At 62.0% G+C, this 22,686-nt stretch carries 21 protein-coding genes and 2 pseudogenes; 2 read left to right on the top strand and 21 right to left on the bottom strand.

Annotated elements, in window-relative coordinates:
* Positions 1 to 122: 122 nt before the first annotated feature.
* The 8 genes and pseudogenes from P6U27_RS07380 to P6U27_RS07345 form a co-directional block, all read right to left on the bottom strand.
* Positions 123 to 1,121, bottom strand: coding sequence for a polyprenyl synthetase family protein (locus P6U27_RS07380; protein WP_129145612.1), 999 nt, complete (start codon positions 1,119 to 1,121; stop codon positions 123 to 125).
* A 133-nt stretch (positions 1,122 to 1,254) separates the two neighbouring features.
* Positions 1,255 to 2,598 (bottom strand): cytochrome P450, encoded by a 1,344-nt coding sequence (locus P6U27_RS07375; RefSeq protein WP_407193801.1) that lies wholly within the window; start codon positions 2,596 to 2,598, stop codon positions 1,255 to 1,257.
* Positions 2,598 to 3,443: an SDR family oxidoreductase gene (locus tag P6U27_RS07370; RefSeq protein ID WP_129145608.1), complete on the bottom strand. Its 846-nt coding sequence runs from the start codon at positions 3,441 to 3,443 to the stop codon at positions 2,598 to 2,600. The genes P6U27_RS07375 and P6U27_RS07370 overlap by 1 nt, the downstream gene beginning before the upstream one ends.
* Positions 3,430 to 3,738, bottom strand: a complete 309-nt coding sequence (locus P6U27_RS07365) for a ferredoxin (RefSeq protein ID WP_122401282.1) — start codon at positions 3,736 to 3,738, stop codon at positions 3,430 to 3,432. The genes P6U27_RS07370 and P6U27_RS07365 overlap by 14 nt, the downstream gene beginning before the upstream one ends.
* Complete coding sequence (locus P6U27_RS07360; protein WP_122401281.1) at positions 3,738 to 5,027, bottom strand: cytochrome P450; 1,290 nt, start codon at positions 5,025 to 5,027, stop codon at positions 3,738 to 3,740. The genes P6U27_RS07365 and P6U27_RS07360 overlap by 1 nt, the downstream gene beginning before the upstream one ends.
* 92 nt (positions 5,028 to 5,119) lie before the next feature.
* Positions 5,120 to 6,323 (bottom strand): annotated as a pseudogene (locus P6U27_RS07355) (cytochrome P450).
* 267 nt (positions 6,324 to 6,590) lie between these two features.
* The gene (locus tag P6U27_RS07350) at positions 6,591 to 7,658 is read right to left on the bottom strand and encodes an IS3 family transposase (protein WP_407192984.1); all 1,068 of its coding nucleotides are present in this window, start codon (positions 7,656 to 7,658) and stop codon (positions 6,591 to 6,593) included.
* Positions 7,625 to 7,777 (bottom strand): annotated as a pseudogene (locus tag P6U27_RS07345) (transposase); the annotation flags it as partial. The pseudogene P6U27_RS07345 and the gene P6U27_RS07350, both read right to left, overlap by 34 nt.
* A gap of 549 nt (positions 7,778 to 8,326) precedes the next feature.
* Between P6U27_RS07345 and P6U27_RS07340 the strand changes: the two are divergent.
* Both P6U27_RS07340 and P6U27_RS07335 read left to right on the top strand, forming a co-directional pair.
* Entirely contained in the window at positions 8,327 to 8,956 is a 630-nt protein-coding gene (locus P6U27_RS07340) for an FMN-binding negative transcriptional regulator (RefSeq protein WP_407193800.1), read from the top strand.
* A 963-nt stretch (positions 8,957 to 9,919) separates the two neighbouring features.
* Positions 9,920 to 10,828 (top strand): TauD/TfdA dioxygenase family protein, encoded by a 909-nt coding sequence (locus P6U27_RS07335; protein WP_407193799.1) that lies wholly within the window; start codon positions 9,920 to 9,922, stop codon positions 10,826 to 10,828.
* 183 nt (positions 10,829 to 11,011) lie between these two features.
* On the opposite strand, the gene P6U27_RS07330 is transcribed toward P6U27_RS07335, so the two are convergent.
* The 13 genes from P6U27_RS07330 to P6U27_RS07270 all read right to left on the bottom strand — a co-directional run bounded on the left by P6U27_RS07330 (position 11,012) and on the right by P6U27_RS07270 (position 22,685).
* A complete protein-coding gene (locus P6U27_RS07330) occupies positions 11,012 to 11,254 on the bottom strand; it encodes a DUF2274 domain-containing protein (protein ID WP_122401278.1) in 243 nt (80 codons plus the stop codon).
* A 4-nt stretch (positions 11,255 to 11,258) separates the two neighbouring features.
* Entirely contained in the window at positions 11,259 to 12,470 is a 1,212-nt protein-coding gene (locus tag P6U27_RS07325; RefSeq protein WP_122401277.1) for a TrbI/VirB10 family protein, read from the bottom strand.
* Positions 12,467 to 13,501: a P-type conjugative transfer protein TrbG gene (gene trbG / locus P6U27_RS07320; RefSeq protein WP_407120190.1), complete on the bottom strand. Its 1,035-nt coding sequence runs from the start codon at positions 13,499 to 13,501 to the stop codon at positions 12,467 to 12,469. Before trbG ends, P6U27_RS07325 begins: the two co-directional genes overlap by 4 nt.
* Positions 13,498 to 14,181, bottom strand: coding sequence for a conjugal transfer protein TrbF (trbF, locus tag P6U27_RS07315; protein WP_407193798.1), 684 nt, complete (start codon positions 14,179 to 14,181; stop codon positions 13,498 to 13,500). Before trbF ends, trbG begins: the two co-directional genes overlap by 4 nt.
* A 100-nt stretch (positions 14,182 to 14,281) precedes the next feature.
* Positions 14,282 to 15,511 carry a P-type conjugative transfer protein TrbL gene (gene trbL / locus P6U27_RS07310; RefSeq protein WP_407193797.1) on the bottom strand — a complete coding sequence of 410 codons (1,230 nt, stop codon included), beginning with the start codon at positions 15,509 to 15,511 and terminating at the stop codon, positions 14,282 to 14,284.
* Positions 15,508 to 15,885, bottom strand: a complete 378-nt coding sequence (gene trbK-alt / locus P6U27_RS07305) for a putative entry exclusion protein TrbK-alt (RefSeq protein WP_407193796.1) — start codon at positions 15,883 to 15,885, stop codon at positions 15,508 to 15,510. Before trbK-alt ends, trbL begins: the two co-directional genes overlap by 4 nt.
* Positions 15,885 to 16,616, bottom strand: coding sequence for a P-type conjugative transfer protein TrbJ (gene trbJ / locus P6U27_RS07300; protein WP_122401273.1), 732 nt, complete (start codon positions 16,614 to 16,616; stop codon positions 15,885 to 15,887). Before trbJ ends, trbK-alt begins: the two co-directional genes overlap by 1 nt.
* Positions 16,613 to 19,054 carry a conjugal transfer protein TrbE gene (trbE, locus tag P6U27_RS07295; RefSeq protein WP_122401272.1) on the bottom strand — a complete coding sequence of 814 codons (2,442 nt, stop codon included), beginning with the start codon at positions 19,052 to 19,054 and terminating at the stop codon, positions 16,613 to 16,615. The genes trbJ and trbE overlap by 4 nt, the downstream gene beginning before the upstream one ends.
* 10 nt (positions 19,055 to 19,064) lie before the next feature.
* Entirely contained in the window at positions 19,065 to 19,328 is a 264-nt protein-coding gene (locus P6U27_RS07290; protein WP_129145598.1) for a VirB3 family type IV secretion system protein, read from the bottom strand.
* Complete coding sequence (locus P6U27_RS07285) at positions 19,328 to 19,651, bottom strand: TrbC/VirB2 family protein (protein ID WP_122401270.1); 324 nt, start codon at positions 19,649 to 19,651, stop codon at positions 19,328 to 19,330. The genes P6U27_RS07290 and P6U27_RS07285 overlap by 1 nt, the downstream gene beginning before the upstream one ends.
* Position 19,652: 1 nt before the next feature.
* Complete coding sequence (trbB, locus tag P6U27_RS07280; protein WP_174221554.1) at positions 19,653 to 20,567, bottom strand: P-type conjugative transfer ATPase TrbB; 915 nt, start codon at positions 20,565 to 20,567, stop codon at positions 19,653 to 19,655.
* A gap of 229 nt (positions 20,568 to 20,796) precedes the next feature.
* A complete protein-coding gene (locus P6U27_RS07275) occupies positions 20,797 to 22,125 on the bottom strand; it encodes a nitrate/nitrite transporter (RefSeq protein ID WP_407193795.1) in 1,329 nt (442 codons plus the stop codon).
* A 134-nt stretch (positions 22,126 to 22,259) separates the two neighbouring features.
* Entirely contained in the window at positions 22,260 to 22,685 is a 426-nt protein-coding gene (locus P6U27_RS07270) for a CopG family transcriptional regulator (RefSeq protein WP_122401267.1), read from the bottom strand.
* Between the last annotated feature and the right edge of the window lies 1 nt (position 22,686).

Here is a 22,686-nt window from a genome sequence, read left to right as displayed (position 1 = left end):
CCGCCGCGTACGCCGCGGCGGGCAACCGCTGCGATCTGGACCGCGATTTGAACAAAGTGCAGCATGGACCTCTGTCGCCGGTCGATCGCTGCGGCACGGGGGGCGTCTCCACGCGGGCGCGCTCATGCGCATGACGCGTGCTTGGATAGATACGCGTTGGCGCGCTGTAGGAGTTGTGCCAGCCGTTCAGCACGCGACCCCAGCGGCGCGATCGCCTCCCCGGCATCGCGCAACAGATCCAGCGCGAACTGGCGTGCTGCCGGCAGGCCCATGATCGACGCGCAGGTCGGCTTCTGCGCCGCCGCGTCCTTACCGGGGGTCTTGCCCAGCGTCGCGATATCCGCTGTCACGTCGAGAATGTCGTCGATCACCTGCAATGCCAGGCCGAAACAGGCGCTGTAGTGATCGAGCGCACAGTACAGCGCAGCGTGCGCGGCATTCTCTGCGACAGCGCATAGCGCGCCCATGCGAACGGACGCGCGCACTAGCGCTCCGCTCTTCATCTGGTGCATCGCCAAGATCCTGTCCAGCTCGACGTGCTTTCCAACCAGCGACAGGTCCCTGGCCTGCCCGCCTGCGGCACCCTCGGCTGACACCGCCTGCGCCAGTTCGCGCACAAGCGCGATACGGCTCTCGCCCGGCGCGCCGAGGCTCGCCAGGGTCAGGAAGGCGTGCGCCTGCAGCGCATCGCCGACCAGGATCGCAGTAGCTTCGCCGAACTTGACGTGCACGGTCGGAAGGCCGCGGCGAAGCACGTCGTCGTCCATCGCGGGCAGATCGTCGTGGACCAAGGTACAGGCGTGCATCATCTCAATGGCGGCGCCGACCTTATCTAGGATGTGCGCCGGCGCGTCGGCCAGTGTGCCGGCGGCCAGACATAGCAAGGCGCGGGTGCGCTTCCCCCCATGCAAGGTGGCGTAGCGCATCGCGGCCATCAGCTCGGTCTCACCGTCATGCTCGGCGCAGAGAAGACGCGCCAGCACCTGTTCGACCCGGTTTGCGCCCTCATGCATCCAGATCTCGGGCAGCAGCCCGCCGGATGCGTCGCGCGCCTGAGCGCCCAATCCGCCGAGCGCGGAATCACCAGTTATGTCATCCTGTGGCGTAGAACCGGGCTGCATGTTGTTCATGTCCTTGTCCCTGACAGGCGAGCCGCCGCGGTATTGTCTGCGTCGCACCGTGCGCGCGCGGAGTGCAGCAATGCCGCGCGTAAGCCGGCACTGCTGCCGCGCCACAGGGGCATGTGATGCCAGCTCATGAGAATCCGATGCGTATAGTCATGGACGGATGTGCGGTCGGGTAATAGCGCCGGCCTTTTTCGGCACCGCTCAGCAACCGCGGCCGCGCCCCGCCCTCGTGCATGGTCAGCGCCAAGGCGATGCAGAATTGCACCAGTTCCAGCCATGCCAGGTGGTAGCCGATGCAGACGTGTGGGCCGGTACCGAACTGCAGCATGTCCACCGGCCCGATCGGCTCGGTGCGTTCCAACCACCGCGTCAGGCGAAACTGATGAGGCGCCTCGTACAGCAGCGCCGAGGTCGAGAAATGCAGCACCGGGATGCATAGATCGGTGCCCGCGCGAATGCGCCGTTGGCCGAGTGGCAATTCACGCACTGCGCGACGCACCAGGAGCGGCGTCGGCGGATGCATGCGCAGCGTCTCACGGAACAGCGCTTCGGCGACCGGACACTGCGCCAAGTCCGCGTGCCGGGTCGGCACCGCGCCCACGCGTTGCGCCTCCTCGACCAGAGCGTCCCATAGCCCAGGCTGCCGCGCCAGCTCGATTACTATCCAGGCCATAGTCGAGGCCGTGGTGTCGTGACCACCGAGCAGCAGCAAGCGGATATTGGCGACTAAGACCTCATCGGAGAGCGCATCGTCGCTGCGATCGAAGGCGCTCACCATGTCGTTGATCAACCCGGTGCGCGCGGCATGTTCGCGCGCGTCGCGAACGAACTCCCGCAACCGCGCATCGATCCAGTCTCGGGCGGCGCGACCGCGCCGCAAGGGCAGTCCGGGCAGGTCGACCGGGGGCGCGACGATCAACTGCAGCAGTTGCCGGTACTTGCGACGCCATTCCGGCAGGTCCTGCGCGGGGATTCCCATGAGGCTGAAGATGAGTTTGAGCATTAGATCGCCGGTTTCGCGCAGGATGGTTACGTCTCCCCGGTCGCGCCACCTCTGCACCCACGCCCGGATGACGGGCGCGAACAGCTCGCCGATGCCAGCCTGGGTTAGCCCCGTGGGCAGGAACGCCGCCTGGATCGCACCGCGCGCCTGCCGGTGCGCGCCGCCGTCCTGGGCGACCAACGTTCCACCAAACAATTCGGGCGCGATATCTTCGATCAGCGCCGAGGACACGTCCTTGTGCCGGAGCAGTGCGATCGCATCCGGATCCAGACAGGTCACCATGTGTCCGGCAGGGCCGAAGTCCAGCCAGAAGTGACTGCCCAGCGTCCGTTCCGCACGCCGCAGCAGGCGCGGCAGGTCGCAGACGATGGCGGGAAGGTGCCCGACCAAGGGGAAAGCGCCGGGCACGACCGGGATGTCGTGCCGCAGCCGATCTCGACGGTTCAGCGGGTTGAGCAGCATGTCCATCACCAGCGCGGCGACGCAGCCGCTTCGGTGGTCTCGCCGGAAGGCGGCGCGGCGCGGCTGTTTCCACCGTCGGCGTACGTCGGCACATGCGCCAGCATGCCGCCGTCGATGCACACCACTTGGCCGGTGATGAACGCAGCATCGTCAGAGAGTAGGAACGCCACCAGCGCGGCCACGTCCTCGGGGCTGCCGACGCGCGGCAGGAGCTGGTGCCGGCGCAGATGCCGTTGCATGCACTCGTCCAGCTTGGCCAGGAGACGCTCGGTCATGATGAGACCTGGCGCAACCGCGTTGCAGCGGATCTGCGCATGACCGTACTGGGTGGCGAGCGAGGCCGATAGCATGTTCATCGCCGCCTTCGATGCGGCGTAGGACGTCAGCGTGGTGTCACCGCTGAGCCCCTGGCACGACGACATGTTGACGATCGCGCCACCGCCGCGGGCGATCATCCCCGGGATGGCCCGCCGGCAGCAGAGCAATGTGCCGCGCAGATTGGTTGCCATGGTCTCATCCCAGACCGCCAGGTCCAGGTCGAGGATCGCGCAGTCGCGCGGGGTCAGATGCATGGCGCCCGCATTGTTCACCAGGAGATCGACCGCACTGAAGTGCCGCTCCGCCGCATCGAACAGCGCTGCCACAGCCTGCGCCTCGGCGATGTCGATGGCCAGAGCCAGCGCGTGGCCCGCCTCGGCCGCGATTTGCGCGGCACACGTCGTGGCCGCCGAACCATCGATGTCGGCTACCACCACTCTGCCGCCCTCGCGCGCGATGGCGAGGGCGCATGCCTTGCCGATCCCGGCGCCGGCGCCGGTCACCACGGCCACCTTGCCTTCAAACCGTCCCATGGTGTCCTCCTGGATTGCGTTGGTCTCTCGCGGCATGCCGCTCCGTGTCCGCCGGAGAAGGCGCACTGTCGGCGCTGGCGCGCTCGTCACCGCGAGTTTCGCTTCTGATGACTCGAATGGCGGCGACCGGGCACTGGCTAGCTGCGAGCCGCACGGCCGCGTGCAGCGCCTGCGGAACTGTCGCCCGGCACACTTCGGCCACGCCGTCCGATTCGCGCTGGCGAAAAATACCCGGTAGCGTCAGCGCGCACTGTCCGCTGGTTCCGCACAGATCCTGGTCGACTAAGACTCGCATCACAGCCCCTGCGCATGCAGCCGCACCGGAAGCGCGCGGAACGTCCTAAGGAATGCGGAGGGCTCCCGGGTCGGCAGCTCGGCCAATGCCAGCGTGGGGAAGCGCGCCTGAATCCGCGGCAAACTTTCGGCCAACTGCACCCGGGCCAGTTGCGCACCGAGGCAGAAGTGGATGCCGTGGCCGAAGCTCAGCATGATCTTCCCGTCGGTCGACATGCCGGGACTAGTGCCGTAGAACCGGGCAGGATCGAAGCGGTCGGGATCGGCGAAGGCGTCGGGGTCGCGATTCCCAGATGCGATCAGCACGCGCACGTCCGCGTTCTTCGGGATCACTACGCCGCCTAATTCGATGTCGTGCTGGGCGATACGCGGAATGGAGCTGAACATGGCGGGCGCGTCGCAACGCAGGACCTCTTCGACGAATGCCTTCACCCGCATGGCGTCTCCCTGCAGCCACTGCCGCTGTTCGGGATAGGCCAGCATCGCCAGGACCGCATGGTCGATGGTCGCAGCAGTGGTGGCGAAGCCACCCAGCAGCATGCCCCACAACATGCTGATCAACTCCGCATCTGAAAGCGTGTCGGCATCATCGTCGTGTGCGAGGACCAGCATCGACACGATGTCGTGGCACGGATCGGTGCGCTTGCTCTGTATGAGAGCGCCGAAATAGGCCTTCACTTTGGCACTGGCCGCGTCCGCCGCGGCGAGCCGGGAATCGCTGGCGTGTGGGCTCAGGCCTTCCAGAATGGCGCCGATGCCCGCGGCGAGCCCGAACATGTCGTCCCGAGGCATGCCAAACAGTTCGGCGAAGACCAGTATGGGCACGGCCAGCGCGAATTCCCGATGCAGGTCCACGGCCTCCCCGCGCTCCAGCGCGGGCGCCAAGCCGTCCAGCCGCGCTTCGACGATCCGCGCGATGCTCGGCCGCAGGTTGTCGATCTGGCCCATGGTGAAATCGCGCGAGATCAGCCGGCGCAGATGCGTATGCGTCGGTGGGTCCTTCATCGCTAGCGTGGAGGCCAGCAGATTGAGCGACAGGCTGGTCGCCGCATGCGGAAAATAGCGCGCCAGTTCGCCCGGCGCCGGTCCCCGAAACGCATCGCCCGTGGCCTTGAGGGCCCAGTAGATGTCGGCGTGGCGGCTCAACAGAAAGAGGCCCGACGCCGCGCGATGCACCGGGTCGTGCTCGCGCAACCACCGCATGAACGGATACGGGTCGTGGACCCACGCCGGCGACCCGAGTTCGGCGAAGGCGTCCCGGCATGCTGCCGTGGTTTCTTGCACGTCCATCTTTGTTAACGGTTAGCTGGCTGATCTGACCGGTGCACGGCAGGTGCGCCGGCAAACCGCGGATACGGATCGCTTCCCCCAGCGCTGCTCCATCACCAGAAAACCGGGAACTCCTCGAACCCGCCAGTGATGATCTCCTTGCGCAACCTCAATTGTTCAGGCGCGACGGCTAGGCGCAGCGCGGGAAAGCGCTGGAAGATCGAACCGAACACCGCCTTGAGTTCCAGCCTGGCCAGCTCCCCGCCGATGCAGGAGTGCGGCCCGTAGGAGAACGCCAGGTGCGGCTTTTCCTGGCGCCCGATGTCGAAGATTTCCGGCTCGTCGAAATGGCGCGGATCGAACGATATTGCCGGCAGGCCGACCAGCACCTTGCTCTCGGCGGGAATATGCACGCCCGCGATGGTCACGTCGGTCCTCGGATAGCGCATGATGCCTTCCCAGCCCGCGCCCGGCGGGTACATGCGCAGGATTTCCTCCACCGCGCTGTCCACCAGGGATGGATCGCCGACCAGGCGCTCGCGCTGTTTCGGATGGCGGAACATGGCCAGTAGGCCGCATTCGATCTGGGCGACGGTGCTCTCGTGCCCCGCCACCAACATGCCTGCCGCCAGGCCTATCGCTTCTTCCTCGGTCGACTTGCCCTGGGTCGACCGCCGCGAGCAGATCAATCAGCAGGTTGTCGCCCGGATCCTGGCGCTTATCCCGCATCTTGTCGCGAATGTAGGCGCGCAGCTCTTCCCAAGCCAAGCGCGACACGCTGCGCGGGCCGCTTTCATGCTGGTGCGTCATCACTTCGTCGGACAGGCGAGCAAAAAGGGCATGATCCTCGTAGAGCAGGCCCATCAGGGCGCTGATGACCATGGCCGGAAGCGGAAACGAGAGGTGGCGCCGCAAGTCGGCGGGCTGGCGCTGGACTGCCAGGTTCTCGAATAACTGCGCAGCGATCGCCTCGACATGCGGCGCCAGCAGCTTCACCCTGCGGCTGCTGAAAGCCGGGGCAACGAGCGTGCGTAACCGGACATGCTCGCCCCCCTCGTGCGAGACGAGCCACCCCGGCGAACCGAGGATCACCGAATCCGGGGTGAACGCCGTCGGCGGCATTCCCGCCGGCCGGAACGCCGCGTCGGACAGCGCGGCCTTGGCCTCGTCGTAGCCTGTCACCCACCAGCCTTCGTGCCCGGACGGGAAACGCACGCGGTGGATCGGACCGTTCGCGCGTAGCGCCAACATCTCGGGCGAGGGCTCAATGTGATCGACGCGCCACATCGGCAGCATCGGCAGTGGTTGTTCGGACACGGTGGCACTTCACTCTCTAAACTATGGAAGGGCGGAAGGTGCCCGCAGGCGCTGTGGTCACCCTACGTGCGCTTGCGTTCACTTCTGTTCGTCGATGATGATCGGCGGGAAGGCAACCGAGTCCTAGGGCCTCAAGTTGGCTTTGGCCAGCTACCGAATCTTGTAGTAGCCCGCTAAGCGCCTGGCGCCGAAAAAACGCGGAAACTCTGTCGCCAGGCGCTGCATTTGGAAAACCTATTTTAAAGGGGTTGACCTGCCACTGAATTTTCATCCGGCAGCGGTTAGAGTCTCGGAGCTTTGTACGCCAAGTGGCGCGGTTGGAGCAACGGACGATCGGCGGAGCTGGTCGGGGTTGCGTAGCCGATCGTCCGTTGCGGTGAGGTGGGCGGCATAAGCCGCGGGGGTCATGTATTTCAGCGACGAGTGAGGCCGCTGAAGATTGTAGTCGGCAACCCAATTGGCGATCTTGGCGCGGGCATGGTCGAGATCGAAGAAGAGAGTCTCGTTGAGCAGCTCGTCACGCATCCGGCCGTTGAAACTCTCGACGAAGCCGTTCTGCATCGGCTTTCCCGGTGCAATGAAGTGCCAGTCGATAGCTGCGTCCCTGCACCAGGCGAGCATGGCATTGCAGGTGAACTCGGTGCCGTGGTCGGACACGATCATTCCTGGCTTGCCGCGTCGTTGGACGACGGCCGTCAGTTCGCGAGCGACGCGTCGTCCTGAGATCGACGTATCCGGAATGGCGCCCAGACATTCCTTGGTGACGTCGTCGACGATGTTGAGGATGCGGAAGCGCCGACCGTTGGCGAATTGGTCGTGGACGAAATCCAGCGACCAGCGCGCGTTGGGCATCGCCTCGACTAGGATCGGGGCACGGGTCCCCACGGCCTTGCGGCGAGCCCGCCGCTTGCGGACGGTGAGCCCTTCTTCCCGATAAAGCCGGTAGATCCGGTTGATCCCCGATGGCTCACCCTCCCGCCGCAGCAGCACGAACAGCCGGCGGTAGCCGAAACGCCGCCGCTCGTTGGCAAGGTCACGCAGCCGGCCACGGAGAGTCGCGTCCGGAGGACGGCTGGAGCGATAGCGGATCATCTTCCGATCCGCTCCGACAATCGAACAGGCCCGCCGCTCCGACAGGCTCATGACGGCCTGCAGATGCGCGACCGCAGCGCGCTTGGCGGCGGGCCCTACCATTTTTTTGAAAGAAGCTCGCGAAGGGCGGCGGCGTCGAGCATCTGCTCGGCTAGAAGCTTCTTCAGCTTCGCGTTCTCGTCCTCCAGCGCCCTCAGCCGCTTCGCCTCTGAAACGTCCATGCCGCCGAATTTGGCCTTCCAATTGTAGATCGTTGCTTCCGAGACCCCGTGCTTGCGAGCCAGGTCGGCCGTCTTTGCCCCAGCCTCATGCTCCTTCAACACTGCGATAATCTGCTCTTCCGTGAACCTTGCTCGCTTCATCTGTCCGTCCTTCTTCGGGCCGGACTCTAACTCCATCTGGAGGAAATACGCAGGGGCAGGTCAGGGTATCCGCCCATGTTGGTTGGTCTCATGCGCATCTGAGAACACGGACCTGCAGCGCGATGCGCTGCTCGGCTCGCCATCGTGACCTCGCTCAAGGACAATCGGTTCCGATCGCTGACCAAGACCCTGCACACGGCGACGCCCTCGGGCGAATTCCTGTTCCTAAGATCAAGGACTAGCTCGCCAAACGCGACTCGGTGCGCGTCGAAGGACAGCTGCCGGCCGCTTCATACAGGCGACCGCCGGGTGAGATCTGTAATGGTCCATGAATGCCCGGCTCAGCTCGCAGGAGAATAGCTACGGAAACACAACCCCAACAGCAGCTCGACGGACCGAAGCGGCTGAATGGAATCGCCCGCGTCCCGAATAAATCCGAAGTCGTCACGTCAAAAGAGGAACCGGAGTAGCAATACGGGAGCGACCGAAACTGACAGTTTTCTCGCATATCGAGGTGGTTTATCTCGACGACCGCCAACGGAGAGCTTCATGTACATACCAACCCACTTTCGAGATGACGACATCGAGAACATTCGAGCGACAATCCGCTGCGCCCGATTGGCCAACCTAGTGACAGCGACATCAGATGGGCCACTTGCGACGCCTCTTCCGCTCTTCCTCGATGAGAGCGAAGGCGAACACGGCGCGCTATACGGGCACCTGGCGAAGGGCAATCCCCAGTGGCGCACGGCCCCGATCGGAGAAGCTCTGGCGATCTTTGCTGGCGCAGAGGCTTATGTGACCCCATCCTGGTATCCCAGCAAGCGACAAGCTGAACATGTGGTGCCGACATGGAATTACATCGCAGTCCACGCCCATGGGCCGATTGAGTTCTTCGAGGATCCCACTCGCCTGCTTGAGGTTGTGACGCGTCTGACGAATATCCATGAAACGTCACGTGCGACGCCCTGGGCCGTCAGCGATGCTCCCGCGGATTTCATCGCCGCTCAGTTGCGTGCAATAGTCGGCGTTCGCATCCCGATCACCATGGTCGAAGGCAAACGCAAGATGAGCCAAAACCGCCCCGCGCCTGATCGCATTGGTATCGCCACGGGCCTAGCGGCGAGCAAAATGGCACGGGACCAGGAAATTTCAGCTCTTATCTTGGTTCAGGACTGAGACGATAATGTGCATGACCAGCAGCGCCGCAGCCATCTTACATCTACAGCTCTCATAGACTCCAGCGTCGGGCCATCAATTACCTCGCGAAATTCACGAACGGAAACGTCGCCTCGGGCTTGCGCACTGCGCAGACACCTGTCGGCATTCTGACAAAGGGACAATCTCATGTCAGGTCCAGTACAACGCCCACAGTAAGCGTTCAGACTTTCGAAAGCCCATTCGACTTTGCGGATCCCGCGCCGCCTGGGATGGCCATTGGTTAAAACAAAGCGATCCAGAAACAGAGCCATATAGGCAACACTGCTCTCCACCTTCTCCAAACTCAATCTCGCCCTAGTGGCAATTACATTGTTGAACCAATTGCGCACAAGTGCAAAGGCTTTGACTCGAGACTCGCGTCAGCGACATTTAATATTTTCGAGCCGCTCAACTCAGTTTAGGAGCATGAGCAAGCAAGAGCGGCTGCACTTGTATATGCAGACCACCGTTTGGTCCCAGAAAGAACCGTAATCGTCATAGTGAGCGATATGCCAGTTGAGACAGAACTTGCCAAAATCTGGGTCTCGTCAACATATCAAATCGTTGGATGATTTGTTTCCGAGACGCGCTTCCGCGCGGCAGGTCCCGACTACATGATTCTTAACCATCATGAACTGTTACATATTCTACAGAAGCATTGCTCTTTCAACGCAGTTGCGTGATTACAAAAGCATAACGAGATCTGCCGTTGGCGCGCTCCTGCTGTCCGCTTCGCGTTCGACGTTCGAAGGGGTGAGCTCGGAGATCGAGTTCTTTCTTAAGTCGCCCAATCACACGCTCAGTTCGAGGCTCGCGCCAAACGCCACTCATCATTCACTGCCCGTTGTCGAGTACATTTTTGTCTTTCGCTTGGCACGATGCTTGCTGAAGATCATTTGTTTCAAGGGGCGAGGAAGAACTGCAAGGGCTTGGAAAAGCAAGATGAGCACAAACGCTTTGATCGGAGGCGTCATTCCTAGTACCGATGTTGTGAAACGTGCCGCGCGGATCGGTGCCGAAGTCAAGAATATCAAGTTATCAGGCGATCTACCGGATCAAACGATCGCCGCGATCAACAGCTTATTGCTCGAGCACAAGGTGATCTTCTTCCGCAATCAAGGCCATCTCAATGACGCCGAGCATGAGCGCTTTGCCGCTCGTCTCGGAAAGCTGGTGCCACATCCGATGCTCGGTCCTACCAAGGGGATGGCGTCGCTCCTCGAACTGGACTCCACTCGCGGCGGCGGCCGCGCCGACGTTTGGCATGCGGATGGAACCTTCGCCGACGCCTATCCCAAGATCTTGGTCCTGCGGGCCGTTGTAATTCCAGCGTTCGGGGGGGACACCGTGTGGTCGAACACAGCTGCCGCTTATCTTGATTTGCCGCCGCCGCTACAAGGGCTTGCCGAGGACCTATGGGCCGTTCACAGCAACGTCTTCGATTACGCCGGCATCGCGCGAGTCCGCGAGGTCGACAAAAAACATTTTGACGAGGTGTTCACCAGAACGGTTTTTGAGACCGAGCATCCCGTCGTACGCGTCCATCCCGAAACAGGCGAGCGGGCGCTAGTGCTCGGCGCCTTGGTGAAGCACTTTATTGGAATCCGCAAATACGACGGACAAAAGCTGTTCGATCTGCTCCAGTCTTACATCACCGCGCCCGAAAACACTGTGCGCTGGAATTGGTTAGAGGGCGATATCGCGCTGTGGGATAACCGCGCAACGCAGCATTACGCGGTCAACGATTACGGGGACCAGCATCGCGTCGTACGTCGGGCCACGATCGAGGGGGACGTGCCTCTCAGTGTCGATGGCCGGAGCAGTGTAACGCGACTGAAGGTGACCGACTAACTGCACGTCGACGCCCAGCGCCCCGGCTGAAAACTGGGAAAAATTGGTAATCGGAGTTGTTTCGGGCAAACTCGAAAGCACACTTTCCGACGCCACATCTCAACTCTTGATGCCAACTCGGCAGCGCTTCGCTGTGCTGGCAACTATTTAGCGTGGGCAACGGCTTCGAGGAAATCACGAGCATCACTGTCCTTCGCCGGCGGCCGGTACGTGGCCTTCTCGTTTCAGTTTAGAAAATCCTCGGTCAGCGGCCATAAAGCGCGCCAACATGGGGCCGATGAGTTTAGTTGGATCGACCAGTTGACCACCCTGACGCGTAAGCACTTCTGCATATGCAATGAGATCACGATGCACGGCCGCGGGCAGCTCCGCAGTCACTTTGACCGGCTTGTCGTCTGGAAGCTCTCCTATTTTAAGTTTGGGCATGTTGTCACCCTCTATAGGGGGGAAGTATCAGATCATGATTGACAAGAACACGAACCGGGAAACCGGGTCGCACGGTCAGAGTAGGTTGGATGTTGAGACTGCGCCGAACCACCTGCTGGCCGGTCTGGTTCAGTGAGTCGGAGGCGCCGTGTCGCAATGCCTGGATGATCGCACTGTCGTTGCTGTTGGTGTCCGAGCCGGCACCCAGTTCGGTCCCGACCGCCAGAAACGTGGATAGTGCCGCGGCCTTGAAGAGCTCACCCCAGTGATTGTCGACCTGGTCTTCGAGGCCCGCATACCCGCCGGCGTCAGCGCCAGGCTGCCGCTCGAGAAAGATGGAACGTCCATTCGGCATGATCAGCCGGGTCCAGACGAGCAGGACGCGAGACTGGCCGAAACTGACCTGGCTATCGTAGATGCCGATCAGACGCGCTCCCTGAGGCACAAGCAGAAAGCGGCCAGTCGGCGTGTCAAAGACATTCTCGGTTACCTGCGCCGTAATTTGGCCTGGCAGGTCCGACCGGATTCCGGTGATCAGGGCTCCCGAAATAATCGTCCCAGCCTGCACGATATATGGTGAGGCCGGATTGGTGACGCGATCAGGGCTGACCGTGCGGCGGTCCACAGAGGCGTTGACGAAGGCAAGCTTGCGGTCCTGACCGTTCTCCGCCGATCCATCGTCGCCAGTACTCGTTGCCTTCGGTGGCACGACGCGGTCGCTTCCAACCGCCGCAGAGGTGGGCGGACGCAGTTCTCTCCCATTGGTCGAAGCGAACAGATGACTGATGCGGGCGGCCTCAGTCTCTTGATCCCGGCGCTGCTGGTCCGGATCAGCGCCGATCGTCGGCGACTGGCTTTGGGCCGCAAGGATCGGACGACCGAGGTCCCCAGGAAGCGGCGGACCCAGTTGCGGCATTGGCTGGCGTGGAATGCCAGCGTAGTCCTTCGGCAGCGTCGCAACGCCGTCGGCGATATTGTGATGGTCGGCACTGTAAAGCTCATCGGCCGCGTGGTCTCGAGGGTGACTCTTCTGCAGCGACCACAGCACTGCTCCGCCGACCACAAGCAGGACGACCGCGCTCCCTCCCGCAAGTACTTTCCGTGACAACCGTGTCACGCGCGGATGCTCCGCTCTCAAGCGGAAGCTCCTGGACTGATCCTCTTGTGTTTCAGGCCGAGCCGCTTGCTCCTGATCGTTTCCATTCCGGGTGTTCATGATGACGGCCTCCCGTCGGTCCGGACAATCCTGACCTTCTGCTGGTGCTCACCTCCCAGCCTGAGTTCTGCGGCCGCGAACAGCCGATCGACGATCAATACGTTGCCGTAAGCGCGATAGTTGACGAGTTCAGTCTTGCCGTCTGGACCGATGACGAAGAGCGGAGGCATCTCACCCTGCACGATGCCTTGCGGGAATTCGACATAGACCTTGCGGCCATCGTCATATGCGGCGAGCGGCCGCCAAGGAGGAGTGTCGCCTTCGATGGCATAGCGGGAGATACGCTGCGCCGGATCCGGAAGAACGGACTTCAGAGCAACTGAACGCGGCCGTTCGCGTGCCGCCTCAGGATAGTACCAGGCAACGTATGGCATGTATGGCCGTTCGCGGGAGCGGAGCTCGATCAAGTAGGTGCGCCGGTCAGTGTTGATCACAAGATTGGTCTCGATGGAAGCTCGGGTCGGCTTGACCAGGATATGGACGCGCCGTGTGTCGCCGCTCCCGCTCTCGGTATCGCCCACGACCCAGCGTACGGTATCTCCGGCTGCGATCGGCCCTGATCCCGTCAACTGTTCTCCCTCCTCGAGCGCTATATCCGTGATCTGCCCTGGTGCGGCGTAGATCTGGTAGAGCGCCCCGGGACTGTAGGCGTAGATTTGCGCCGCGTTGAAATAACCCCGCTTGCGCGGTTCGACCCGGGCTGCGCTATTTGCTGTTTCAACCCGGCTCACGGGTTCGACATCTTCCATCCCTCCCGACTTGCCGCCGAGAGCCGGCTTCCAGAGAGGTGGAACGTGAAGCGGCCGCGATCTGTCGTCGAGAGCCACCGGCGTCGCCGGTAACGGAGGCACTTCGGCGTCATAGCTGATCTCCGGCGGAATGTAGGTCGCGCACCCACCGAGCACCGAGGAACCAAGCAAGACAGCAAACAAAAGTGCTCGCTTTGCGATCAAGAATTCGCGCCAAGTGGGACCGATCCCACAGTACGGGACGGGGCGCTTCGAATAGACGTCAAACAGCGTCTGGGTCACTGGCTCAACTCCTTTGACCAGTTGATGGCGCGGACGTAAACACCAAGTGGATTCTTGCGCAGACGTTCGGCATCGCGGGGCGTCTCGATCACGATCGAGAGAATTGCAGTCCACCGCTCAGTCGAGCTCAACGAACCGTTGTCGTAGGTGCGCTGGGTCCACGCGACCCGAAAGCTCTCCGAAGAAGCACGAATGACGCTCGAGACGTCGACGGAGACTTGCGCCTTGCCCAGCTTGGCAAAGGGGTCATTGTTGTGCGCGTAGTCGTTGAGCGCAGCGGCGCCGCGATCGGTCGTAAAATCATAGGCCCTAAGCCAGTTTTGCCGCAGAACGATGCCGTCCGCTGGCAGGCCTCTGACATCTTCGATAAAGCGCGCCAGATGGTAAGCGATCTGCGCATCAGTGGGTTGATAGTCGACGTTGGCTGGCGCAACCCTTTGAGCCTGGCCGAGATGATCGACTTCGACTACCCAGGGCGTGATCGATCCCTGGCTCGATTGCCAGATAAGGCTACCCGCGAGGCCGGCCGATAGAATCAAGCAGCCGAACGCCATCAAGCGCCAGTTCTTGGCCTGCACGCGGGCAGATCCAATGCGTTCGTCCCAAACTTGCGCTGCCTTTTGGTAAGGCGTGATCGGCTCTGGCATGCGCCCGTAATGAACGGATGGTCGCTTGAACATCGATAATTTCCCCTGAGATCAAAGATGGGTGTTGAGTCGTGCGGTGCCCGGGTTTGAGGCGCTGCTGCACAGCGGGTGGCGAAAGCGCGATGGCCGCGCGTCAGCGCTCTCCTTCAGACAAATCGACGGAAGAGCCGCTGCCGCCACGATCGCCTGAGCGAACCGCGTGGCCGACCGCCGACGCACCGTGCCGAATGGTCTGGGCCCGCTTCATGCGCCGCGCCCAATCTGGCTGCCCATCAGCCGAACTGCTCGCGGCTTGCCCTCCAGTTTGCCCCCCTGCTCCGAACGCGGCCGCTGCGCGACGCAAAGGGCTCATCGCAGCCGAGCTGCCAGCCTCCGCGACACCAGCAAGGCCTCCGCTTCGATAAGCCGCTGATGCTCCGCTTATGATGGCGCCGCCACCGCGCGCGGCGCCTGCAATCGCGCCGCCAGCAAGTCCAACGCCGCCGGCGGCAACACCTGCGCCGGCGGCAACAATACCGCCAGCGGCAAGGCCCGTTCCAATCGCCGCACCGGCGCCGAGCTGCGGTCCGCCGGATACCAGGCCGTTGGCGAGTCCTGGCCCGAAGATGCCCAAGCCCAGCAACGAAAGCGCCGCGAGCACCAGCGTCATCGCGTCCTCGATGGTCGGCTGCGCGCCGCCGAAACCAGAGGTGAACTGGGAGAACAGGGTCGAGCCGATGCCAACGATGACGGCAAGGACCAGGACTTTAATCCCCGAAGATATGACGTTGCCCAAAACCCGCTCCGCCGCAAAGGCGGTCTTGCCAAACAGACCAAATGGAATGAGCACGAAGCCGGCCAGCGTCGTGAGCTTGAACTCGATCAGGGTGACAAAAAGCTGGATCGCCAAAATGAAGAAGGCGAGCAACACTACGACCCAGGCAAACAATAGAACGACGATCTGGACAAAATTCTCGAAGAAGCTGATGTAGCCCATCAGGTTGGAGATCGAATCGAGCACCGGTCGGCCAGCGTCGAGTCCGACTTGCGCGATCTTTCCCGGCCGCAGGAAGTCCGACGCGGAGAGACTTGCGCCTGATGCTTTCAGCCCAAGGCTGGCAAAGCTCTCGAAAACGACGCGCGCAAGGCTGTTCCAGTTTCCGATGAGGTAGGCAAAGACTCCCACGAAAAGCGTCTTCTTGACGAGGCGCGCGATGATGTCTTCGTCCGGCCCCCAACTCCAGAACAACGCAGCAAGCGTGATGTCGATCGCCGCAAGGGTCGTGGCGAGATATCCGACATCGCTACCCAGCAGCCCGAAGCCGTTATCGATATAGCGCGTGAACGTATCCAGGAATTGGTCGATGATGCCCGTACCCGTCATGGCCTGTTCGCCTCAGGTGTCGCCGGCTGCGGTTGCGGATAGCCTTGCGGAATCCGGCTCTGGTCCTTTGGAGCGGGCGCTAACCCTGCGGCGGGATCTTCTTGGCCAGGAACCGCGGCATGGGTTTTCTTGCCGAAGAAGCGACGCCGGTTTTCGGCCCACAGCTGCCTGCAATGCTGATAACCTACCGTTTCCTCAGCAGTGACGCTGCGGCAGCGTGCGAGGTCCGAGCTGGTTGCATCTATCGTCTGCTCCGCGTTGTGCGATCGCGGAGCATCTTCTCCACCGCGAAGCTGGATCGTGCAGGCTGTGACGACCAACACGCCGATTGTCGCAAGCAGCGACAGCGCCTTGAATGCCCTTATGTCGTTCATCAGTGGAACATCTGCACATTGGATGATTGATAGCCCTGCCCCGGTGTCAGGAAGCGCCGAAGCTGTTCTCGTCCCTGATCCTGAGCCGCGGCGCGCTGAGCCGCTTCAAGACTCTGCGCCCTGCCCTGCGCCGTCACGACAGCGGTGAGGTCGGCGAGTTGCTGCGCGCTCAGCGCGAGAATCTGATTGCCGGCCTGCGTCGCCTGCAGAGCGCCGCTTGCACCTTGGCTGGACGTTACGAGCGCGGACGTCTGGATACGGTTGGTGTCGAGGTTGCCTACGATGCCCGCCTGGACGCGAAGCGCGTCCTGTGTTGCCGCGTAAGTATTCTGCCAGCGGGATTGAGCGTTGGTGACCAACATTTGGCTCGACTGGCTGCCAGTGGCCGGTGCGTAGCTCGCCGAGAACGCACGATCGACCTGCTGGACGTCGTAGGCGATGCGCTGAGCCTGAGCCAGCAGTTGTTGGGTCCGCTGGATCGATGATTGCAGTTGCTGCAGCGACGAATACGGCAGGCTTGCCAAATTCTTTGCCTGGTTGACCAGCATCTGCGCCTCGTTCTGCAACGAGGTAATCTGGTTGTTGATCTGCTGGAGCTCCCGCGCAGCCGTGAGGACATTCTGGACGTAGTTGTTGGGATCAAAGACGATCCACTGTGCTCTCGCAGGCCGCGTGACGCCGAGCATCAGCGCGGCCGTGCCAGCGGCCACCAATAGGCCAAGACGCTTCATAGCGATTTCTCCAGATTCACGAGATTGGGGATCAGATCCGTCGCCCAGCCGACGCCACGGTGCTGGAGCCAGGCCGGCACGAAGCCGTCAGGTCCATGTTCGGCGAGGAGTTGCGCGATGGCAGCCTGGTCTGTCTTGGAAGAGGCCGCGGTAAAGGCGAGCGCAACCTCACCAAGCCCGAGTTCGAACATCCGGTTGCCGCGGCGGGACTGGCAATAGTAGTCGCGCTTCGGCGTTGCCCGGCTTAAGAGCTCGATCTGGCGGTCGTTGAGGCCGAAGCGGCGGTAAATGGCCGTGATCTGCGGCTCGATCGACCGTTCGTTCGGCAACAATAAGCGCGTTGGGCAGCTTTCGATGATTGCCGGCGCGATTGCGGAGCCGTCGATATCCGACAGCGACTGGGTGGCGAAGATGACGGACGCGTTCTTCTTCCGAAGCGTCTTCAGCCATTCCCGGAGCTGCCCCGCAAAATCCTCGTCATCGAGGGCAAGCCAACCCTCGTCCACAATGAGAAGTGTCGGCCGGCCGTCGAGACGGTCTCCGATCCGATGAAAGAGGTAAGCCAGAACGGCTGGGGCAGCACTCGTTCCGATCAAGCCTTCAGTCTCAAACGCCTGAACCGAAGCTTCGCCAAGGCGCTCGAATTCGGCATCAAGCAGGCGTCCGGAGGGACCGCCCAGGCAATAGGGCTGCAGGGCCCTTTTCAGGGAATTGGATTGCAGCAGGACTGACAGGCCCGTGAGGGTGCGTTCCTCCCTCGGCGCCGAGGCGAGAGACGTCAGTGCCGACCACAGATGATGCTTGACCTCAGGGGTGATCCCGACCTTTTCCCGTGCCAGAATTGCGCCGATCCATTCCGTGGCCCATCCGCGCTCAGTGGGATCGTCGATCCAGGCCAAGGGTTGCAGAGCGACGGGGTTTTCGTCCCCGTCAGACAATGCACCGCCGAGATCATGCCAGTCGCCCCCCATGGCGAGCGCGGCCGCCCGGATCGAACCACCGAAGTCGAACGCAAAGACCTGGGAGTTTGGATAACGCCTGAACTGTAGCGCCATCAGAGCGAGAAGGACTGACTTGCCGGCGCCGGTCGGTCCCACCACCAGGGTATGACCGACGTCGCCGACGTGGAGGGAGAAGCGGAACGGCGTTGATCCCTCTGTCTTGCCGAACAACAGAGGCGGACCTTGGAAGTGGAGGTCCCTCGCCTCGCCCGCCCACACGGCCGACATCGGAATCATATGGGCGAGGTTGAGAGTCGAAACCGGAGGCTGCCGCACGTTGGCGTAGACGTGCCCGGGCAGACTGCCGAGCCAGGCTTCGACAGCGTTCACCGTCTCGATCATGCAGGTGAAATCGCGGCCCTGAATGACCTTCTCGACCAGCCGCAGCCTTTCGTCGGCAGCACTGGGATCGCGGTCCCAGACGGTAACGGTCGCCGTGACAAAAGCCTGTCCGATCTGGTCCGACCCCAGTTGCTGCAACGCCGCGTCGGCATCCAGTGCCTTGTTGTGAGCGTCGGTATCGAGCAGCGTCGATGCCTCGTTGGTCATGACCTCCTTGAGGATGGCGCCGATGGATTTTCGCTTCGTAAACCACTGGCGGCGGATCTTGGTCAGCAGCTTGGTGGCGTCGGTCTTGTCGAGCATGATCGCCCGGGTCGACCAACGATACGAGAATGCCAGGCGATTCAGGTCGTCCAGGATGCCCGGGGTCGTGGCACCCGGAAAGCCGACAATCGTCAGGACCCGAAGATTGGCTGAGCCCAACATGGGCTCTAGCCCGCCGGTCAACGGCTGGTCGGCCAACAGCGCATCGATATACATCGGAATTTCAGGCACCCGAACGCGGTGACGCTTGGTCGATATCGTCGAGTGCAGGAAGGTCAGTGTGTCCTGATCATCGAGCCAAGTGCATTCCGGCATGAACCCTTGGACGAGCTGCAGCACGCGGTTGGTTTGATCAACAAACCCGCGCAGCACCTCCCGGGCATCCGCTCCAACGGTGCGGTCGCGACCTTCATAGAGCAATCGCTCCGCCCTGGCGGCTCCCTCCTCCGGCGGTAGATAGAGGAAAGTTAGGAAATAGCTGGACTCATAGTGAGCGCCGGCCTCTTCGAACTGGGCCCTGCGTTCGGCATCGACCAGCGCGGACGCGACATCCGGAAATGTACTCGGCGGATAGACCCCAGCAAAATGACGCTGCGCCTCAACGAATACGGCCCAACCAGATCCCAGACGGCGCAGGGCGTTATTCAAGCGACCCGCGACGGCGACGAGTTCAGCCGGCACTGCGCTATCGAGGTCGGGCCCGCGGAACTTTGCTGTCCGCTGGAACGAGCCGTCCTTGTTCAGGATGATTCCCTCGTCGACGAGGGCTGCCCAGGGCAGGAAGTCGGCGAGACGCGCGCTGGAATGACGATATTCGGCAAGGTTCATCATGACAAAGGGCTCAGGTGTTGAGATGTGCGGGAATGCGTAGATGCCGGCGCACCACATCGACGAAGGCGGGATCGCGCTTGGCGGCCCAGACGGCGGCCATGTGGCCGATGAACCAGAGGACAAGACCCGCGATCCAGAGCCGCAATCCCAGCCCAAGGGCTGCCGCAAGCGTGCCATTGACGATCGCAACCGACCGCGGCGCGCCGCCCATCAGGATGGGCTCAGTGAGGGCGCGGTGAACGGGCACCACAAAGCCTGCCACCTGATCATCCATCAGATCACCACGCCACCGCCGAAGGAGAAGAACGACAGGAAGAAGCTCGAGGCGGCAAACGCGATCGACAAACCGAACACGATCTGGATCAGCCTGCGGAAACCACCTGACGAGTCCCCGAACGCGAGCGTGAGCCCCGTCACGACGATGATGATGACGGCGATGATCTTGGCGACCGGACCTTCAACCGACTGCAGGATCTGATTGAGTGGCTGCTCCCACGGCATGTTCGAGCCAGCCGCCCACGCCGGCACCGACGCCAAAAGGACCGTGCCGCAGGCTAATGAAACGACACCTCGACGGAAGCGAAATTGCACACGCATGTCAGTCTCCTGCTGATGAAAGGTTGTAGTCGCCGGCGGACCCGAGCCCCGAAACGAGGGCGAGCTCAGCGAGGCGACGATCAGCGCTGCGGCCCGCAAGGACAGCGACGAGGTTGATGGTCTCAGCGATCAGGGCACGCGGAACCGTGACGACGGCTTCCTGGATGAGTTGCTCCAGCCGCCGCAGCGCTCCGAGCGCGGTACCCGCATGAATGGTCCCAATGCCACCAGGATGGCCGGTACCCCAGGCCTTGAGCAGATCGAGCGCCTCGGCACCTCGGACTTCACCAATCGGGATGCGATCAGGACGCAGGCGCAGCGAAGACCGAACGAGGTCCGATAGCGTGGCCACGCCATCTTTGGTCCGGAGCGCTACAAGATTGGGCGCTTTGCACTGAAGTTCGCGCGTATCTTCGATCAACACGACCCGATCGGCAGTCTTTGCCACCTCGGCGAGGAGCGCATTTGTGAATGTCGTCTTGCCGGTCGATGTCCCACCGGCGACGAGGATGTTCTTCCGTGCAGCGACCGCGCTCTTCAGGATGCTGGCCTGCTCCGAGGTCATGATCTCCTTGGCGACGTAGTCGTCGAGCGTAAACACGGCGACGGCGGGCTTGCGGATAGCAAAGGCCGGGGCGGCAACGACCGGAGGCAGGAGACCTTCGAAGCGTTCGCCTGTTCCGGGCAGTTCGGCCGAAACCCGTGGCGCGCCGGCATGCACCTCAGCGCCTACGTGATGCGCAACCAGGCGAACGATACGCTCGCCATCCGCAGCCGACAGGGTTGCGCCGGTATCGATCAAACCACCCGACAGCCGGTCGATCCACAGCCGCCCATCCGGGTTGAGCATCACCTCGATGATCGCTTCATCTTCAAGGTAGCCGGCAATCGCCGGGCCAAGTGCGCTGCGTAGCATTCGCGCACCGCGCGAATTCGCTTCCGATTGAATGGAATGGATTGCCACCGTTCGTCCCCACCGAATGAGGACGTCAAACCGGCGTCCTCATATGGGGATTATTAGAAAAGGCACCGATGGACATGGCGCAACAAGCGGCTTCACTGATCGTAGACTGGCGTAGAAAAAGAAAGGCTGAGAACTGATGTTTGATGCCTACTCAACTGTATTGTACTCGGCGAGCTACCGCTCACCACTCCGCATCGTCATTTGCGGGCAGGAGGATGAGCGACTCCTCATACGAGCTTACCGAAACGACAAGGTCGAAGACATCGGCCGGCGTCAAAACCGGAATCGGCCTCATCCGTGAAGCTAGGTATCCGGCCCAAGGCAGCGCGAACCAGAGCAGCGCCGCGATCTGAAGTGCTACGTTGAGGCCGAACGCGACTTGATAGGCTTGGACGGGCCTATGGCCACCATCCTCAGACCATTGCTGCAGGATCAGGCCGGTCCCGAATTGAGCCAAAAAAGCCCAACCGAAGTGCAGGACATTTAGGGCGCCATTGGCGCGACCAGCTAGCTCAGGGGGAAAGTAATCCGCCATCACCGCGAAGCTGACCACAGTTGCCGTTCCGACAATGACGACAACGGACCAGGGCACAATGGACGGCAAGGGTGCTCGCAAGATCAAGGCTAACTCAGCTGTGACAAACAGAACGGCTACCATCACCAATATCCTCTCCGCCCCGATTCCCCTCCGTTTGGTGTAATGGACCGTCGTACCGAACAACCAGGCACCGCAGCTCAAGACGATCGACATCGTAAGAAGCTGTCGGACCAGACTTGCGCGATCAAACCCCTCGACGTCTGCCAGCCATGGCGATGCCCACAAACCTTGCAGAGACCAGGCTGATCCAATGCAAGTCGCCGACAACGGTGCGATTCGCCAGAAGCGCCGGTCCCCGAAAATGGAGCCAAGGGTGGCGTGCGCGATTGATGGGACATTGGGTCGTTCAGGCACCACGACATAGATGAGAATGGCTGTCACAACCGTAGCGGCTGCCAGGATCTCAAAGAGCTGCCGCCAGCCTATCCAAGCGAGCAGGTGCTCGACGGGAGCCGTAGCAGTCACCGCTCCTAGCGAGCCCAGCATGACCATATAGCCATTCAGCAAGGCAACTCGCTCGCTGGGGAACCAAAGGATGATGGACTTCAGTCCTGCCGTGAACGCCGCTGCCACGCCAAGCCCGATCATTGCTCGGGCGATCAAAAGCGACCGGAAGCTGGTCGATACAGCGAACAGCCCAGCGCCCACTGCGGCGAGCAAGAGCAAAACACTTTGGACGCGCCGCGGGCCAAAGCGGTCCAACAATACGCCGACGGGGATCTGCGCGGCCGCGAAGACTAGGAAATAAACCGACGTCAGCAATCCGACGTCGGCGGTCCCAAGACCGATATCCGCGCTGAGACGACTGGCGATCAAAGCGTTGATCGTTCGAAAAAGAAACGAAAGATAGTATCCAGCAGCAAAAGGAAGAAAAACGAACGCGATTCGACGCGATGCTGTTAAGATTTGCATGCTGGCCCCTCTTGCTGTCGGCTCGTGTGAGCCGATAGCGCGTCCAGCTTTTTGCAAGTTCGGCTAAATTATTGCCGTCGTGGGCTGGCGTAGAAAAAGAAGGTCAGGCGCGATAACGCATCCAGGATACTCGGTCAGGATTCGTCGGCTGATTCCTGGCGGCGGATATCTTCCGGAATCTCGCGGAGAAAGCTTTGCCCTTTTTGCAAGCGACGCCCGAGCGCCTCGACAAATCCTTCAAATCGTTCTCGGCCTTTTGCCTGCGCGGCCGCCTGCGCGTCATTCGGCAACGGTGGCGTGATCGTCAGCCAGAACCGAATGAAGAGAGCCAAGGTCTCCGCCGTCAAACTAACGTCGCGCTCCAGCCTCTGCATCTGACGCGACAGCCGATCAAGACGACGGCTGAACGCGGCCTCCCGCCTATCCGCGCCGTCCGGTGACAGAAACGAGACAACGGCCGCTTCCACGATCGCCGACCGGGAAAGCTTCTTGCGATCGGCGAGCTCCGATATCTGTTTCAGCAGTTCTGGCGGGAAGTAGACATTCATCCGATCGCGCATA

The sequence above is a fragment of the Bradyrhizobium sp. STM 3566 genome, from assembly GCF_045571445.1.
GTDB lineage: Bacteria > Pseudomonadota > Alphaproteobacteria > Rhizobiales > Xanthobacteraceae > Bradyrhizobium > Bradyrhizobium vignae.
The sequence above is the reverse complement of the archived record's forward strand: the minus strand, read 5'-3'. Positions and strand labels throughout refer to the sequence as shown.

Bases quoted from the DNA above. Each gene is read 5' to 3' on its own strand.
- P6U27_RS07380 (WP_129145612.1), bottom strand. From the start codon at position 1,121: ATGCAGCCCGGTTCTACGCCACAGGATGACATAACTGGTGATTCCGCG.
- P6U27_RS07375 (WP_407193801.1), bottom strand. From the start codon at position 2,598: ATGGACATGCTGCTCAACCCGCTGAACCGTCGAGATCGGCTGCGGCAC.
- P6U27_RS07370 (WP_129145608.1), bottom strand. From the start codon at position 3,443: ATGGGACGGTTTGAAGGCAAGGTGGCCGTGGTGACCGGCGCCGGCGCC.
- P6U27_RS07365 (WP_122401282.1), bottom strand. From the start codon at position 3,738: ATGCGAGTCTTAGTCGACCAGGATCTGTGCGGAACCAGCGGACAGTGC.
- P6U27_RS07360 (WP_122401281.1), bottom strand. From the start codon at position 5,027: ATGGACGTGCAAGAAACCACGGCAGCATGCCGGGACGCCTTCGCCGAA.
- P6U27_RS07340 (WP_407193800.1), top strand. From the start codon at position 8,327: ATGTACATACCAACCCACTTTCGAGATGACGACATCGAGAACATTCGA.
- P6U27_RS07335 (WP_407193799.1), top strand. From the start codon at position 9,920: ATGAGCACAAACGCTTTGATCGGAGGCGTCATTCCTAGTACCGATGTT.
- P6U27_RS07330 (WP_122401278.1), bottom strand. From the start codon at position 11,254: ATGCCCAAACTTAAAATAGGAGAGCTTCCAGACGACAAGCCGGTCAAA.
- P6U27_RS07325 (WP_122401277.1), bottom strand. From the start codon at position 12,470: ATGAACACCCGGAATGGAAACGATCAGGAGCAAGCGGCTCGGCCTGAA.
- trbF (WP_407193798.1), bottom strand. From the start codon at position 14,181: ATGTTCAAGCGACCATCCGTTCATTACGGGCGCATGCCAGAGCCGATC.
- trbL (WP_407193797.1), bottom strand. From the start codon at position 15,511: ATGACGGGTACGGGCATCATCGACCAATTCCTGGATACGTTCACGCGC.
- trbK-alt (WP_407193796.1), bottom strand. From the start codon at position 15,885: ATGAACGACATAAGGGCATTCAAGGCGCTGTCGCTGCTTGCGACAATC.
- trbJ (WP_122401273.1), bottom strand. From the start codon at position 16,616: ATGAAGCGTCTTGGCCTATTGGTGGCCGCTGGCACGGCCGCGCTGATG.
- trbE (WP_122401272.1), bottom strand. From the start codon at position 19,054: ATGATGAACCTTGCCGAATATCGTCATTCCAGCGCGCGTCTCGCCGAC.
- P6U27_RS07290 (WP_129145598.1), bottom strand. From the start codon at position 19,328: ATGGATGATCAGGTGGCAGGCTTTGTGGTGCCCGTTCACCGCGCCCTC.
- P6U27_RS07285 (WP_122401270.1), bottom strand. From the start codon at position 19,651: ATGCGTGTGCAATTTCGCTTCCGTCGAGGTGTCGTTTCATTAGCCTGC.
- trbB (WP_174221554.1), bottom strand. From the start codon at position 20,567: ATGCTACGCAGCGCACTTGGCCCGGCGATTGCCGGCTACCTTGAAGAT.
- P6U27_RS07275 (WP_407193795.1), bottom strand. From the start codon at position 22,125: ATGCAAATCTTAACAGCATCGCGTCGAATCGCGTTCGTTTTTCTTCCT.
- P6U27_RS07270 (WP_122401267.1), bottom strand. From the start codon at position 22,685: ATGCGCGATCGGATGAATGTCTACTTCCCGCCAGAACTGCTGAAACAG.